Source organism: Streptomyces sp. AK010, from assembly GCF_014207295.1.
GTDB classification, from domain to species: Bacteria; Actinomycetota; Actinomycetes; order Streptomycetales; family Streptomycetaceae; genus Streptomyces; species Streptomyces massasporeus.
In genome coordinates this window covers 44,961-59,712 of record NZ_JACHCX010000020.1, presented here as the reverse complement: position 1 = coordinate 59,712, position 14,752 = coordinate 44,961, and the positions used below count along the sequence as shown (strand labels likewise).

Sequence of the window (14,752 nt, the reverse complement as noted above, 5' to 3'; positions counted from 1 at the left end):
GCGTAGATCTACGCGGGTTACGAACGAGGGACGTGAGCATGTCCGCGATGAAGCGCCGTAAACCCGATGGCGTGCCGGTGGGGTCAGGCGGTCAGCCAGTTCCGCAGGCGCTCCTCGCCCGCGAGGATCTTGGCGATCTCCACGCGCTCGTCCCGCTTGTGCGCCAAGTGGGGATTGCCGGGGCCGTAGTTGACCGCCGGAACGCCGAGCGCCGAGAAGCGGGAGACGTCCGTCCAGCCGTACTTCGGCATCGGGGTGCCGCCGACCGCCTCGATGAACGCCTTGGCCGCCGGATGGGACAGACCGGGCATCGCCGCGCCGCTGTGGTCGACGACCTCGAACTCCTCCACCCCGCAGTCCGCGAAGACCTCACGGACGTGGGCGATCGCCTCCTCGGGCGTGCGGTCGGGCGCGTAGCGGAAGTTGACGGTGACGACGCACTCGTCGGGGATGACGTTGCCGGCCACTCCCCCGCCGATGCCGACCGCGTTCAGGCCCTCGCGGTACTCCAGGCCGTCGATGACCGGCCGGCGGGGTTCGTAGGAGGCCAGGCGGGCGAGGATCGGGGCGGCGGCGTGGATCGCGTTGGAGCCCATCCAGCCGCGTGCCGAGTGGGCCCGCTCGCCGGTGGTCTTCAGCAGGACCCGCAGCGTGCCCTGGCAGCCGCCCTCGACCTGGCCGTCCGACGGCTCCAGGAGCACCGCGAAGTCGCCCTCCAGCCACTCGGGGTGCGTCTCGGAGACGTGCTTGAGGCCGTTCAGCTCCGCGGCGACCTCCTCGTTGTCGTAGAAGACGAAGGTCAGGTCGCGGTTGGGGGCGGGGACCGTGGCCGCGATGCGCAGCTGGACCGCGACGCCGGACTTCATGTCGCAGGTGCCACAGCCCCACAGGACGCCGTCCTCGTCGAGCCGGGAGGGGACGTTGTCCGCTACGGGGACGGTGTCGATGTGGCCGGCCAGGATCACCCGCTCCGCGCGGCCGAGGCTCGTGCGGGCCACGACGTTGTTGCCGTACCGGTCGACCGCCAGGTGGGGCAGCGCGCGCAGCGCGGTCTCGATCGCGTCCGCGAGCGGCTTCTCGCTGCCGCTCTCGGAACGGAAGTCGACGAGCCGGGCGGTGAGCTCCGCGGCGTCCAGCGTGAGGTCAAGCGAGGTGTCGGCCATGCCGTCGACCCTAACGCGCCAGGCCGCGGCCTCACTGTCCACACCCGGCTCATGCCACTCCGTACTCTCCAGTACCTTGTACGGCGTGCCAGAGTCGTCCTCTCCCAAGCGTCGTGGCCGCCTCTTCCGATGCGGAGCCGCCTTCATGGCCCTGCTCGCGGTCGCCGGTTACCTCGTCGTGCAGTACGTCACCGGGGGCTCGGGTGGACCGGGCTGCAAGGTGGTCTCCGGCAAGGGCGACGGAGCGTCGTACGAGTTCACGCCCGAGCAGGCGGTGAACGCGGCGACGATCACCGCCGTGGGGACCGCGCGCGGGCTGCCCGAGCGGGCCGTGACCATCGCGCTGGCGACCGCGCTTCAGGAATCCGCCCTGCGCAACATCAAGCACGGCGACCGGGACTCCCTCGGCCTGTTCCAGCAGCGGCCCTCGCAGGGCTGGGGAACGCCGAAGGAGATCATGGACCCGACGTACTCGGCCGGTGAGTTCTACGACCACCTGGTCAAGGTGCCCGGCTATACCCGGCTGCCGCTCACCGTCGCCGCGCAGCGCGTGCAGCGCAGCGGTTTCCCGCAGGCCTACGCCAAGCACGAGCCGGACGCCGCGCTGCTCGCCGCGGCCCTCACCGGGCAGTCGGCGGCCACGCTGACCTGCGAGGGCCGCCCTGCCGCGACCCGGGCCTCGGGTCCGGACGGGGTGCGGGCCGCGCTCGTGCGGGACTTCGGGCGGGATGTGCTGGAGCCGGCCGGTGCCGAGGTGAACGGCGGTGCGTCGACGTCCACGCCCGCGCCGTCCCCGAGCGTCGGGGACGGCGGGCGGACCGTGACCCTGCCGGTGACCGCCGACACCAGCGCGGCGACCGGGCGGAGCCTGGACCAGCGGGGCTGGCAGCTGGCGCACTGGGCCGTGGCCAACGCCTCCGAGCTGCACATCGCGCGCGTCACCTACGCGGGGCGCGAGTGGGTCGCCGGGAACACCGCCAGCCAGTGGCGGGAGCCCACGGCGAAGGGCACCGCGGGCGCGGAGCGGGACGCGGACGCGGTCCGTGTCGTCACGATGGGCTAGGGGGCTTCTGACGGATCTCCGCGGCGTCGCGACGCCCGGCATGCGCTCTCGCCCCACCGGACGAAAGGCCTGGTAGCTCCGCTCCGAGACCTTCCGTCCGGTACGCCGAGAACACGCACCGAACGCCGCTCCTTCCTCCGCGGAGATCCGTCAGAAGCCCCCTGGATCGCGCACGGGTACGGGGGCTCACCCGAGGGGGTTACCCAGGCGGTCCCGCGGCGACGGTGTGCCCAGGTTTTCGCACCCTCACCCGTCAAGCCGCGAAATCCCTTGCGAGCACAGGGCTGGAAGGATTCGGCAGGGTTTCCCCCGGAGGCCTCTTTGACCGTTTTATCCGCAGCCGATAATGCGACGCATTGCCAATTCTTTACGTTGCGGCGCCGCAACCTTCGCGGGCTTCGAGCGGTAGTCACTGCGTCCGAGCCGGGGTGATCCACAGCCAGTCGATCAACTGCCGGACCCGGTCGGACACTTCACGAAGCTCACTGTTCTCTCCCGTCGAAGGAGCACCATGTCCCTCCCCCTGACCCGCCGTATCGCCCGTGCCGCGCTGATCGTCGCTGCGGGAGCGGCTGCCGGGGTCGGTGCGGCCGGCTCCGCCGGCGCGGCCCCCGAGCTGCCCGCCGCCCCGAACCTCGGTGGCCTGACCGCCCTGGACGGCGCCAACGTCGGCAACACCGTCGACGGCGCGGCGCAGAAGGCCACCGGATCCGCGGGTGAAACCGGCGGCAAGACCGTCGAGAAGGCGGTGCCGGCCGCGGGCAAGACCGGCGGCAAGACGGCCAAGAAGACCACGCCCGTGGCGCAGAAGGCGGCCGGTGACGCGGCGGGCTCCGCCGGGCAGCTCGTCGGCGACACGGCCGGTCCGGCCAAGGGCGGCCTGCCGACGGACTCCCTCACCAAGGGCGGCGTGCCGTCCGCGGACTCCCTGCCGGCGAAGAGCCTGCCGGTCGGCTGACGCGACGGCGTTGTGACGTCGAAGGGGTCCGGGGAGCTTCCCCCGGACCCCTTCGGTGTGCTCGGCCGCGGTCACAGCCGCTGTACGGCCGCCGCCACCCTCTCGTCCGTGGCCGTCAGCGCCACGCGCACGAACTCCGCGCCCGCCGGGCCGTAGAAGTCGCCGGGGGCCACGAGGATGCCGCGCTTGGCGAGGTGGTCCACCGTGTCCCAGCAGGACTCGCCCCGGGTGGCCCACAGGTAGAGGCTGGCCTCGCTGTGCTCGATGCGGAAGCCGTGGGTGACCAGGGCCTCGCGCAGCAGCTCGCGGCGGGACGCGTAGCGCTCGCGCTGGACGCGCACGTGGTCGTCGTCGCCGAGGGCCGCGATCACCGCCGCCTGCGTCGGAGCCGACGTCATCATGCCGCCGTGCTTGCGGATCTCCAGGAGCGGACCGAGGACCGCCGGGTCACCGGCCAGGAAGGCCGCGCGGTAGCCGGCGAGGTTCGAGCGCTTGGAGAGGGAGTGGACGGCGACGATGCCGTCGTACGAGCCGCCGTTGACGTCCGGGTGCAGCACCGAGACCGGGTCGGCCTCCCAGCCCAGCTCCAGGTAGCACTCGTCGGAGAAGAGCAGGACGCCGTGCGAGCGGGCCCAGGCGACGATCCGGGTCAGCTCCTCCTTGGAGAGGACCTTGCCCGTGGGGTTCGACGGGGAGTTCAGCCAGAGGAGCTTCAGGCCCTCGGGGTCGAGCTCCGTCGGGTCGTCGTAGGCCTCGTGGTCGGCGCGTGCCAGGCGGGCGCCCACCTCGTACGTCGGGTAGGCCAGGCGCGGGTAGGCCACCCGGTCGCCGGGGCCGAGGCCCAGCTGGGTGGGCAGCCAGGCGACGAGCTCCTTGGAGCCGACGATCGGCAGCACGTGGCGGTGGGTGACCTCCCGGGCGTCGAGGCGGCGCTCGACCCAGCCGGTGATCGCGTCGCGCAGCTCGGGCGTGCCCCAGACCGTCGGATAGCCCGGCGAGTCGGCCGCGGCCACCAGTGCTTTCCGGATCAGCTCGGGCACCGGGTCGACCGGGGTGCCGACGGACAGGTCGACGATGCCGTCCGGATGGGCGGCTGCCGTGGCCTTGTACGGGGTCAGCTTGTCCCAGGGGAAGGTGGGGAGGCGGTCGGAGACTGCGGACACGGGTTCGGGCTCACTTTCTGGCACGTACGAGCCGGTCACGGCAAACGCCTCGGCCCCGTACGGCGATCAGCGGGCTGATCGGGCCGTACGGGACCGAGGCGGCACGGAGTGCGGGCCGCTCTTACTGGTTCTGCGGCGGCAGCGCGGCGACGAAGGGGTGGTCGCGCTCGATCAGCCCCAGCTTGCTGGCTCCGCCGGGCGAACCGAGCTCGTCGAAGAACTCGACGTTCGCCTTGTAGTAGTCCTTCCACTCCTCGGGAGTGTCGTCCTCGTAGAAGATCGCCTCGACCGGGCAGACCGGCTCACAGGCACCACAGTCGACGCATTCGTCCGGGTGGATGTACAAGGACCGCTGGCCCTCGTAGATGCAGTCGACCGGGCACTCCTCGATGCACGCCTTGTCCTTGACGTCGACACAAGGCTGCGCGATGACGTAGGTCACGCTGTCGTTCCTCCTCGATAGGGCGCTGGCGGGCCTCCTCAGGCTCCGCCGCCTGGCGCGCGGGAGCGCGGCGTCGTCGATGCCCGCCTCTAGTATCTCCGTTCCTGGGCATGATCCGAACAGGAGGGGTGAACTGACCTGTGGAAATCTCTGCCGCCGGGCGACTCGAGGTCCGTATCACCACTGCTGACGTGGGCAAACGGGTCTCCGTGCGGAGCTTGATCGAACATGATGCTCCGGGTGAGAAGTTCACCGACACGGTCGGTGTTCTCACATCATGGGACAACGGTGTGCTGCTGATCACACGCAAGAGTGGCGAGAGCGTCCGTATCGCGGAATCGGCGCTGGTCGCGGGCAAGACCGTGCCCGCCGCACCGGCGCGTCGCCGCGGTCCCGCCGCCTCCTACGAGGAGCTGGCCGGGGTCGCCGCGCGGGCCTGGCGGCCCGTGGAGAGCGAGTGGCTCGGCGGGTGGGAGCTGCGGGCCGCGTCCGGGTTCACGCGGCGGGCCAACTCGGTGCTGCCGCTGGGCGCGCCGGACATGCCGCTCGACGAGGCCCTGGACGCCGTGCGGCGGTGGTACGGCGAGCGCGGACTGCCCGCCTACGTCCAGACCGCGACGGGCGCCGAGGGCACGCAGGAGCTGCTCTGCGCCGAGCTGGAGCAGCGGGGCTGGGTGCGGGAGGTGACCGCCGAGCTGTGGGTCGGGCCGCTGGCGCCGATCGCCGACCGGGGTGATCCGGCGGGGGTCGTGCTGTCCCGGCAGGCCGGTGAGGGATGGCTGGCCCGGTACCAGCGCAAGGGCGTGAGCGAGGTGGCGCTCCGCGTTCTGGAGAGCGGGCCCTCCGTGTGGTTCGCGACCGTGCCCGGGGAGAGCGCGCAGGCGCATCCCGCCGCCATCGGGCGGTGTGTCGTCGACGGGCGGTGGGCCGGCTTCGCCGCCGTCGAGGTCGACCCGGCGCTGCGGCGCCGAGGGGTTGCCACGGCTGTGATGGCCGCGCTGGCCCGGCAGGCGCTCGACGAGGGCGCGTCGGCCGCGTGGCTCCAGGTCGAGGCCGAGAACGCGGCAGCGCGGGCGCTGTACGCCGGGATGGGCTTCGCCGCGCACCACGCCTACCACCACTACCGGGCGCCGGACGTCCGCGGCACCGGCAGATAGCCGGACGTCCGCGCCACCGGCAGACAACCGGACGTCCGCTCCACCGGCAGACAGCCGGACGCCTGCGGCACCAGCAGACAGCCGATCGTCCTCGGCACCGGCAGGTAACCGATCGTCCTGAGAGGGCACGAGCCAGATATGCGTCCCCCGCACCCCCCGTCCCCCGAGCGCTCCGCCGAGCTGCGGCGGCGGTTCGCCGAAGAGGCCCGGTCCGAGCGGCCCGATCTGTCGACGCTGTGCCTGCTGGTGGGCGCGGAGGCGGACGGGGAGCTGGACGAGGCCGGCCTGGACGCCGCGCAGGTCGAGCTGGACCGGCTGGCCGGGCTGCTGCCGTACCGGCCCGGCGGGCCGCGGGCGTGGGCACTCGCCCTGCGGGAGCTGCTCGGTGAGCGCATGGGCTTCCACGGCACCCCCGCCGACTACCAGCGGCTGGAGTCCTCGCTGCTGCACGAGGTGCTGGTGCGGCGCAGGGGGCTGCCGATCCTGCTGTCGGTGGTGTGGCTGGAGGTGGCCCGGCGGGCCGGAGCCCCGGTGTACGGGGTGGCCCTGCCGGGGCACTTCGTGGTCGGGTTCGGGCCCGACGAGGGGCAGGTGCTCGCGGACCCCTTCGACGGCGGGCGGGTGCTGACGGGGGCGGACGCGGAGTTGCTGGTGGCCGGGGCGACGGGGGCGGGGATCGATCCGTCGATGCTGCGGCCGGCGGATCCGCTGGATGTGGTGCTGCGGATCCTGAACAACGTGCGGGCGTGGGCGGTGGCGCGTCCGGAGCGGTCGGATGTCTCGCTGTGGGCGGTCGAGTTGTCGTTGCTGCTGCCGTCGCATCCGGCCCGGTTGCGGTACGAGCGGGCGCAGTTGCTGGTGCAGCGGGGGGAGTTCCTGGGCGGGGCCTCGGAGCTGGAGGCCTACGCGGAGGTGGTGGAGGCCGTGGACGAGGCCGCGGCCGAGCGGGTGCGGGGGGAGGCTTTCGCGGCCAGGGCGATGCTCAACTGACGCCTTTCGCCTCGGAGTGCCGGATGACGGATGTCATGCCGTTCGGATGACGACGCAGAGCAGCCCCTGCCCGGTGAGGCAGGGGCTGCTCGTGCGTCCGGGCCTACGAGGTCAGTTCGGCTTGGTCTCGATGACCCCGACGCGCTCCGCCGGTGTCTTGCCGCGCAGGGCCTTGCGCAGCGCGGAGACGACGTCCTGCGGCAGAACGGCGCGCTTGCCGCTCGCGCCCTCGATCTTCACACCCTCGAAGGTCGTGCCGTACGCCGCCTGGAGGGCCTTGAGGTCGTACGTGTCCACGAGCTTGCCGTCCACGGCCTTGAAGCCGAGGATCTTCGGCAGGGACACGGGACCGAAGTCGATGCTGTGGGCCGCGTCGGTGCGAACGGTGACGAGGTCGGACATCGCCGGCTGCGCGAACTCCTTGAGCATCCGGTCGACCTCGGCGTTCGAGACCGTCGGCCGGCGGGTGGTGGTCGGGAGGTTCACCGTGCCGGCCGTGCCGGTCTCCACCTGGGTGCGGTACGCCTCCTCCACCGCCGTCGTCGACTTGGCGAGGTCGACGCCCTTGCCGGTCTTGCCGTACACGGGGACGGCCTTGCCGCCCTTGAACTCGATCGTGCCGTCGCTCGTCGCGCCGGAGCCGCCCGCGGCCGCCTCCAGGGAGGCGTGCAGTTTCTCCTCGTCGACGGGCATGACCGGGGTGACGACGCGGTGGTTGCCGAACAGCGAGCCGATCACGGAGACCGGGTTGTAGTCGCTCTTGGCCGCCGCGTCGGCCGTGGCGTCCATGTCGAACTGCAGGCCCGCGTTGTCCGGGTCGAGGGCGACGGTCTTGCCGCCCAGCGACAGCTTCAGCTCCTTGCCGGCGTTCTTGTCGAAGGCCTCGTCGAGCTTCCTGACCGCGCCGTCGCGGGTGGTGCCGCCGATGTCGACGCCGAGCACGGTGGTGCCCTTGGGCACGTCGGTGCGGTTCATCAGCAGCCCGGCGCCGTAGACGCCACCGGCGAGGACGACCACGCCGACGGCCAGCAGCACGAGCTTGTTGCGGCCCTTCTTCTTCGGCGCCTTGGAGGAGCTCGCCGGGGGCGGGGACACCGGCTCGGGCAGCTTCGGCGCCGCGTGGGGCACCGGGCCGTCACCGGACGCGCCCGGGCCGAACGGCGAAGCGGCGCCGGACGGTACGACGGGGATGCCGCTGGTGACCGTGTGCCCGGAGACGTTGTCGTGCCGGGGGTTGTAGCCCTGGCCGTCCGGCGGTTCGGGGGCCGGCTTCTGCGGGGTCAGGATGGCGGTGTCGTCGCTCATGCCGCCGCCGGGGCCGGGGCCTGCGGCGCCGGGAGCGGGGGTGCCACCCTGGGCACCCGGGCCACCGGGGCCGCCGCCTATGGCTCCGGGGCCTCCCGGCCGGCCAGGGGCGTTGTAGGCGCCGGGGGCTCCGGGAGCACCGGGGCCGCCGGGGCCGCCGGGGCGACCGGGGTCGTTGAAGGCCTCGGGGGCGCCGGGCCTGCCCGGGTCGTTGAAGGCCTCGGGGGCGCCGGGCCTGCCCGGGTCGCCGAAGGCTTCAGAGCCGCTACGGCCACCGGGGACGCCGGGTGCGTTGAAGGCACCGGGGCCGGCCGGGCCGCCCGGCTCGTTGTCGAAGCCGCCGGGGCCGCTGGGTGCCCCCGGGCCTCCCGGCGCGTTGAAGCCGCCCGGCCTTCCGGGACCGCCCTGCTCGTCGTAGCCCGTGCCGGCCGGCGGCACCATGGGGCCGTTACCGGTGACCGGTCCGCCCGTCGGGCCGGCCGGGCCCCGGGAGCCGGGGCCGGGCGTGCCGAAGCCGTCCGCGGCGCTCGGGCCACCGGGCTGACCGCCGTAACCGGCCTGCCCGTTCTGACCGTTCCGACTGTTCCGACTGTTCCGTCCGGCCGGGCCGCTCTGACCGTTCTGCCCGTCGCGGTCGCTCTCCGAGAAGTACGGCAGGTCGTCACGGCGCGGTTCGCCGCCGCCGGGGTCGGGACGCGAGCCGTTGCCCAGCGGGCCCGCCGCCAGGGCCTCGGTGACGTCGAAGGAGCCGGTGCCGCCACCGTGCCCGGGCGCGACGGGGCCGCCTGTCGCGCCGCCCGGGAGCCCGGCACCGTTCGTACCGCCGGACCGGGAGCCGCCCGGCGCGCCCATGGAACCGACCACGCCTCCGGGCCGCCCGGCACCCGGCCGCGCACCGCCGGACGCACCGGCAGCGGGACCGCCCGCGCCGGAGCCGCCCGGCGCCGGACGCGAACCGCCCGGCAGCCCGGCCCCGTTGGTGGAGCCGCTGCCCGGACCGCCCTTGCCGCCGCCCGACTTGCGGGGGGCGAACCAGTCGCTGGCCGGCTTGTCGTCGCCCTGCTGTGCGGGCTCGGCGGGGGGCTCGACCGTGCCCGGGCCCGCGTACGTGGACGGGGCGGTGCCCGGCGCCGTCGACGCCTCACCGTGCGTGTCGGTGCCGGCCGGGGTCTCCGCCTCCGCGACGGGCTTGCGCACCACCACGGGCGGAATGGGCCGCGACCCGGGGATGTTGATCCGGATCCGGGTCGTCAGCGTGGTCTCGGTCTTGCGTTCCTCCGGCCGCGTGGCGGAACGGCCCGCGTCCGTACCCGCGTCGGAGACCGTCGGGGTCCCGTACGGCGGCGTACCCGACGGGTAGGCGGCTCCACCGCGCCCGTTGGGCCCGGAGGACGGAGTGTCAGTTTCACGACTCAAGGCAGGTTCTCCCGGTTGGCTCCGCCGCCCGACACAACCTCACGCGGGCAGCTCGGCGGCGCGCACCACCATACTGGCCACTTCTCGCCCGTATCCCGTGACCGCCGGGAAACCCACACCGGATCCCCCAGGCCACGTCCCGGCGAAGTGGTACGTCACTTGGCAAGTCGGACGGGACCGCCGTCCGGTTGCCGCCCGGGGGCGAGGGTGGCACAGATCACAGCCACGGCGATGCCCCCGAGCAGGAAGAGATAGGAGCCGCTCCCCGCGGCGAAGAGGAAGTCGCCCTCGGGGCGGCTGGCGGTGAGCAGGACGACCGCGAGCATCCATCCCGCGGCGGCCGCGACGCCCCCGGCCCGGCCGCGCAGGACGCGTGAGGCACCCAGGACGGCTCCGGCCTCCCCGGCCAGGGCGAGCAGCAGCCCGCCCGGGAACCAGCCGGGCTGCACCAGGGCCCCGGCCACGCCGACCAGTGCGCCGAGCACGAAGAACCCGAGGCAGGCGCCGACGCGTCCGGCGGTGGGCGGGCGCATCGGCTGGGCGAGCATCGACGTCCGGTCGCTCATGAGGCCTCCCCGACACCGTCGAAGAGGTCCGTCTCCGGTTCTCCGGAGCCCCGCTCGCCCCGCACCAGTTCGTAGTACTCGGTGGTGAGGATCGGCTGGGCGAGTTCGTTGGACAGCACGAAGTACGGCTCGGCCACGGTGATCTGGGTGGCGTGGGCGCGCATCGCGGCGGCCTTGGCGGCGGCGTGGGCGGTGCCGTCGACCACGGTGGTGATCCGCTCCTCGGGCACGACACCCGGGACGTCGTCGACCTCGGCGGCCTTGGCGAAGGGCGTGCCGGGCAGGTCCTCGCGGAGCCGCGCGAAGGACGCCTCCACAACGGGCCGGGGGACCCGGTTCCAGTAGACCTTGGGGATGGGCACACCGGCGTCGGCGGACAGTTCCGCGGCGCGCATGGCGACCCGGTGGGCCTGGATGTGGTCGGGGTGGCCGTAGCCGCCGTGGTCGTCGTAGGTGACGAGGACCTGGGGGCGTACCTCGCGGATCACCTCGACGAGGTGTGCGGCGGCCTCGTCGACGTCGGCCTGCCAGAAGCAGCCGGGGTCGTCGTTGTCGGGCAGGCCCATCATCCCGGAGTCGCTGTAGCGGCCGGCGCCGCCGAGCAGGCGGAAGTCCGTCACGCCGAGCTCGGCCATGGCGGCGGTGAGCTCACGGCGGCGGTGCCGGCCCAGGGCGGCGCCCGTCAGGTGTGCGAGTTCGGGCGGGATGACCTCGCCGCGCTCACCGAGGGTGCAGGTGACCAGGGTGACGTGGGCACCCTCGGCCGCGTACCTGGCCATGGTCGCGCCGTTGTTGATCGACTCGTCGTCCGGGTGCGCGTGCACCAGCAGCAGACGCCGGTCGGGCAGTTCCGTCATGGGACCACCCTATGAGGCGCCGGGGGGCTGTTCACCCCTGCCCAGGCGCTCGACGCCGGGGGTGACCGAAGCCCTCTCGGATTTTGGGATCAGGCCCTTCACTGATCCGCCTCTTCCGCGCCGTGGTCCTGGTAGCGCGGCAGGCCGCTCGTAGAGATGGTCCACTCGCCGATGGTGACGTCCTCGCCGTAGACGAAGTTCTTGCGCACCGCGTAGCGGGGGCCCTCAGGGGTGGCGTGGATGTCGGTGAAGACGGCACCGCTGCCGGTACGGGGGTCGAAGATCACGTAGATCGGGATGCCGAGCAGCGGGTAGTCGCGCATCTTGCCCACCCAGTCGTTCTCCGGGCTGGACCGGGAGACGATCTCGATGGCGGCGACGACCGTACGGGGGTCGACGGAGCCTTCGACGTCGAGATCGGCCCAGGCGATCACCATCACGTCCGGGTGCCGCATGATGCCCTCGGGTACGTCTTCCACGTCGGGTGTGCCGTTGTGGGCCAGCAACTCGTCCGGCATGACCTTCTCCAGACGGCGGCTGACGTGCGCGGCCGTGACCTCGTGCGGTCCCCCCGGCGACATCATGTCGTGCACGATCCCTTCCTTGGTGACTTCGAACTTCCCGGGGAGGGTGTCGCCCATCGACTGCACGACATCCCTCATGGCCCGGTACAGATGGGAGCCGTCCCGCCGCGCGTTGCCGGATGCGATGGTCATGGCGCTCGCTCCTCGTCGTCTGTGCCCAGGGGCAAGGATCGTCACTTTCATGCTAGGCGGCCTCCTCGAGGTCGGAGCGGCAGTCGCGGCAGCGGCCGGGACGGACAGCGCGGAACCCGCGGTCGCAGCCGTCGCAGTTCTGCATCGGGTGTCGTACGGGTGGCGGCGGGTCGACGGCCGGTGCCCGGAACGGGGCCGGGGGCGGAAGCAGGGCGGCGAGACGGTGGGCCAGAAAGGCGGCGGGCCGTCGTACGCCCTCGGGCGGCAGGTCGGCGGTCAGGGCGCGGCGCAGGGCGACGGGGCTGACGTCCCGTTCCAGCCAGGCGGCGACACCGGGGGCGAGGTGGGCCGTGTCGTCGGCGGAGAGGAGCAGGCAGGGATCGTGGCGACGGAGGTCCGCGAGGAGGCCGGTGGCGGCCTGGAGGAGCGCGGGGGCGGGGTACGAGGGTCGCGGTACGTCCGGGAGCGGCTTGCGGGGTGCTCGTGCCTCACGATTCACCCGGGACGCGCGCTCCTCGCAGGCATCCCGAGGCTTGGCCTCCGTGACCCCACGGGTCGCCTCGGTGGGGTGGCGGGCCGCCGCCGGCTGGTTGCAGGAGATCGTGCGCGTGACGATGCGGCCGGTGGGGGTGCGGACGCGTTCGCGGCGCAGGTAGCCGTGGGCCTCCAGTTCGCGCAGGGCGGCGGCGATCCGGGTGGCTCCCTCGGGGAACCGGTCGGCGAGGGTCTTGATGTCGGCCGGGGCGCCCTTCGGCAGTGACTGAAGGTGCGTGCCGAGCCCGATGGCGAGGAGCGAGAGCTCCTCGTGCTGGGCCAGGTGGTTGCCGACCACCGTGAAGCGGGTGGTGTGGCGGGTGTTGTCGTGCTGAAGCCCGCCGGTGCGGCGGGCCGCGCCGGGCCGCCGGTTCGGGTGCTTGTTGCCCGCAACTCGGGCCTGGGCGCGCGGGGGCGCGCTAGGGTTCTGGGTACCCATCGGGAAGCCTCTATCTTCCTCGGTGGTCAGGCCCTCGCACGGGATTGCAGTCCCGGCGGGGGCCGTCGCATGTCTGCGGTTGTGGTGGTGCGTTGCGCTGAGCCTCAGGCCCCGGGGGCCGCGAAATCCAGCCGGTTCGGGGATGTTCACCCGCCCGAGTGAGCGTGGGCCACGGGCGGGAGGGGTGGGGCTTGGTGGGGTGTTTTCCCCGGAGTTCTTTGTCTTTCAGCCTCCGACGGCACCGGAGCGCGAGGGTGCGGGTTCCGGCGGCGTGAAGCCCGGAGTTGGGGCCCGGTCCGGGCAGTTTCCTGATTCACGTCACTCAGCGTGGCCGACCGGACCTACCGTGATGCGTGATCGTCCGGCTACGCAGAGCTACAGCCCGACGCTCGTCCGGTGCTGTCCGGACTGTCGACGCGGCTCCCACGGGCAGGGCGCTGGTACGACGCGGCACTACGGAGGAGCGCGCATGTCGGTGAACGGTGAGGCGGTGCGGGTCAGGACCGAGGCGGAACAGGCCGACGAGCCGGGCTGGGAGGTGGACCCGGACGACGACTGGGCGCTCGCCGTGGTGGCCACGGTGGGGCGGCAGTTGAGGCTCCGCCGGGAGGCGGCGGGGCTGCGGGCCGGCGAGTTCGCGGTGGCGGTCGGGTACGGCGAGGACCTCGTCTACAAGATCGAGAGCGGCAAACGGATCCCCCGGCCCGAGTATCTGGACACGGCCGACGAGGTGCTGGACGCCGGTGGGCTCATCGCGGCGATGAAGGAGGACGTGAAGAGGGTCCGGTACCCCAAGAAGGTGCGGGATCTGGCGCAGATGGAAGCTCGGGCGGTGGAGCTTCAGCTCTACGATCCGCTGCACATTCACGGCCTGCTGCAGACTCCGGAGTGCGCGCACGCCCTGCTGTCGATACGACGCCCCGCCTACTCGACGGAGGAGGTGGAGCGCTTCATCGCGGCACGCGTAGCCCGGAAGGCGATCTTCGAGCGGAACCCGGCGCCCGACATCAGCTTCGTCCTGGAGGAGTGGACGCTTCGGCGGCCACTGGGTGGAAGGGTGATCCTGCGCGGCCAACTTGAACACCTGCTCAAAGCAGGGAACATGCGTAACGTCGAGCTTCAAGTGATGCCGATGGAACGGCAGGAGCATGCTGGGGTGGACGGCAGCATCGAGGTGCTCAAGTTCGAGGACGGATCAGCGATTGGACGTTCACCCGCGGTGGCCAACGGACGACCGGTTTCCGACCTGCGGCAACTCCGTATCCTGGAACTTCGGTATGGCATCATCCGGGCGCAGGCACTCACACCACGTGAGTCCACCGCCTTCATCGAACAACTGCTGGGGGAGACATGATCCGCAAGACCTGGTCGGGGGACACCTCCGACCTGGCGTGGTTCAAGAGCAGTTACAGCAGCGGCAGTGAGGGCGACTCGTGCGTGGAGCTCGCCACCGAGCCCGGCACCGTCCACGTCCGTGACTCGAAGAACGTCGAAGGTCCTCGCCTGGCCTTCGCCCCCGCCGCGTGGGCCGACTTCGTGCCGTACGCGGTCGGGCCCTGAATCGCACGAGGCACACACCCCGGCCGGATCCCGGGTCTCACCCGAAGCCCCGGCCGGGAGGCACGACGCTCAGAACTTGATGCTGCCGATCATGCCCGCGATGTTCGTCGTCAGCTCGTTGATCGTGGGAGCGACGGTCGAGGAGGCGAGGTAGAAGCCGAGCAGCATGCAGACGATCGCATGCCCCGCCTTCAGCCCCGACTTCTTGATCAGCAGGAAGACGATGATCGCCAGCAGCACCACCGCCGAAATCGAGAGTGCCACGGCGGCTCACCTCCAAAGATCCACAGGGGCGCGGGGGGTCGGACTATGGGGGCATCAAATCCGTACAGCAGCCAGCAGGTTCATACCCACTATGCGACATTGATCATAACTATCCCTCCGCGCGCATCGGTCGGCGCACGGCCGCACAAGGGGGCGCAT

Annotated in this window: 15 protein-coding genes; 6 read left to right on the top strand and 9 right to left on the bottom strand. The window is 72.3% G+C overall.

All coding sequences use genetic code 11. The features are described from left to right. Nucleotides 1-83: 83 nt before the first annotated feature. Nucleotides 84-1,163 (bottom strand): succinyl-diaminopimelate desuccinylase, encoded by a 1,080-nt coding sequence (gene dapE, locus HDC93_RS30580; RefSeq protein WP_185014082.1) that lies wholly within the window; start codon nucleotides 1,161-1,163, stop codon nucleotides 84-86. Between the two features lie 145 nt (nucleotides 1,164-1,308). Between dapE and HDC93_RS30575 the strand changes: the two genes are divergently transcribed. Next, entirely contained in the window at nucleotides 1,309-2,226 is a 918-nt protein-coding gene (locus HDC93_RS30575) for a heavy metal transporter (protein WP_221517345.1), read from the top strand. 511 nt (nucleotides 2,227-2,737) lie between these two features. Then, entirely contained in the window at nucleotides 2,738-3,184 is a 447-nt protein-coding gene (locus tag HDC93_RS30570; protein WP_185014080.1) for an ATP-binding protein, read from the top strand. Between the two features lie 71 nt (nucleotides 3,185-3,255). Here HDC93_RS30570 and HDC93_RS30565 read toward each other — a convergent pair whose 3' ends face one another. Together HDC93_RS30565 and fdxA are read right to left on the bottom strand one after the other, a co-directional pair. Then, entirely contained in the window at nucleotides 3,256-4,347 is a 1,092-nt protein-coding gene (locus HDC93_RS30565) for a bifunctional succinyldiaminopimelate transaminase/glutamate-prephenate aminotransferase (protein ID WP_185014079.1), read from the bottom strand. 121 nt (nucleotides 4,348-4,468) lie between these two features. Further along, nucleotides 4,469-4,789 carry a ferredoxin gene (gene fdxA / locus HDC93_RS30560; protein WP_003973842.1) on the bottom strand — a complete coding sequence of 107 codons (321 nt, stop codon included), beginning with the start codon at nucleotides 4,787-4,789 and terminating at the stop codon, nucleotides 4,469-4,471. A gap of 140 nt (nucleotides 4,790-4,929) precedes the next feature. Between fdxA and HDC93_RS30555 the strand changes: the two genes are divergently transcribed. Together HDC93_RS30555 and HDC93_RS30550 are read left to right on the top strand one after the other, a co-directional pair. Beyond that, nucleotides 4,930-5,946, top strand: coding sequence for a GNAT family N-acetyltransferase (locus HDC93_RS30555; RefSeq protein ID WP_185014078.1), 1,017 nt, complete (start codon nucleotides 4,930-4,932; stop codon nucleotides 5,944-5,946). 138 nt (nucleotides 5,947-6,084) lie between these two features. Further along, nucleotides 6,085-6,936 carry a transglutaminase-like domain-containing protein gene (locus HDC93_RS30550; RefSeq protein ID WP_185014077.1) on the top strand — a complete coding sequence of 284 codons (852 nt, stop codon included), beginning with the start codon at nucleotides 6,085-6,087 and terminating at the stop codon, nucleotides 6,934-6,936. Between the two features lie 111 nt (nucleotides 6,937-7,047). Here the strand turns inward: HDC93_RS30550 and HDC93_RS30545 are convergent, their stop codons facing one another. The 5 genes from HDC93_RS30545 to HDC93_RS30525 all read right to left on the bottom strand — a co-directional run bounded on the left by HDC93_RS30545 (nucleotide 7,048) and on the right by HDC93_RS30525 (nucleotide 12,769). Then, nucleotides 7,048-9,657: a hypothetical protein gene (locus tag HDC93_RS30545; protein ID WP_185014076.1), complete on the bottom strand. Its 2,610-nt coding sequence runs from the start codon at nucleotides 9,655-9,657 to the stop codon at nucleotides 7,048-7,050. Between the two features lie 155 nt (nucleotides 9,658-9,812). Further along, nucleotides 9,813-10,223 (bottom strand): DUF6113 family protein, encoded by a 411-nt coding sequence (locus HDC93_RS30540; protein WP_185014075.1) that lies wholly within the window; start codon nucleotides 10,221-10,223, stop codon nucleotides 9,813-9,815. Beyond that, the gene (gene mshB / locus HDC93_RS30535; protein WP_185014074.1) at nucleotides 10,220-11,080 is read right to left on the bottom strand and encodes an N-acetyl-1-D-myo-inositol-2-amino-2-deoxy-alpha-D-glucopyranoside deacetylase; all 861 of its coding nucleotides are present in this window, start codon (nucleotides 11,078-11,080) and stop codon (nucleotides 10,220-10,222) included. Before mshB ends, HDC93_RS30540 begins: the two co-directional genes overlap by 4 nt. Before the next feature lie 98 nt (nucleotides 11,081-11,178). Beyond that, nucleotides 11,179-11,796, bottom strand: a complete 618-nt coding sequence (locus HDC93_RS30530) for a Uma2 family endonuclease (protein WP_185014073.1) — start codon at nucleotides 11,794-11,796, stop codon at nucleotides 11,179-11,181. Nucleotides 11,797-11,848: 52 nt separating this feature from the next. Beyond that, a complete protein-coding gene (locus HDC93_RS30525; RefSeq protein ID WP_185014072.1) occupies nucleotides 11,849-12,769 on the bottom strand; it encodes a helix-turn-helix domain-containing protein in 921 nt (306 codons plus the stop codon). Nucleotides 12,770-13,238: 469 nt separating this feature from the next. Between HDC93_RS30525 and HDC93_RS30520 the strand changes: the two genes are divergently transcribed. Continuing rightward, the gene (locus tag HDC93_RS30520) at nucleotides 13,239-14,123 is read left to right on the top strand and encodes a helix-turn-helix transcriptional regulator (RefSeq protein WP_185014071.1); all 885 of its coding nucleotides are present in this window, start codon (nucleotides 13,239-13,241) and stop codon (nucleotides 14,121-14,123) included. Continuing rightward, the gene (locus HDC93_RS30515) at nucleotides 14,120-14,329 is read left to right on the top strand and encodes a DUF397 domain-containing protein (RefSeq protein ID WP_185014070.1); all 210 of its coding nucleotides are present in this window, start codon (nucleotides 14,120-14,122) and stop codon (nucleotides 14,327-14,329) included. Before HDC93_RS30520 ends, HDC93_RS30515 begins: the two co-directional genes overlap by 4 nt. 69 nt (nucleotides 14,330-14,398) lie before the next feature. Here the strand turns inward: HDC93_RS30515 and HDC93_RS30510 are convergent, their stop codons facing one another. Then, on the bottom strand, nucleotides 14,399-14,593 hold the full coding sequence (locus HDC93_RS30510; RefSeq protein WP_030842840.1) for a hypothetical protein: 195 nt from the start codon (nucleotides 14,591-14,593) through the stop codon (nucleotides 14,399-14,401). Nucleotides 14,594-14,752: the final 159 nt, after the last annotated feature.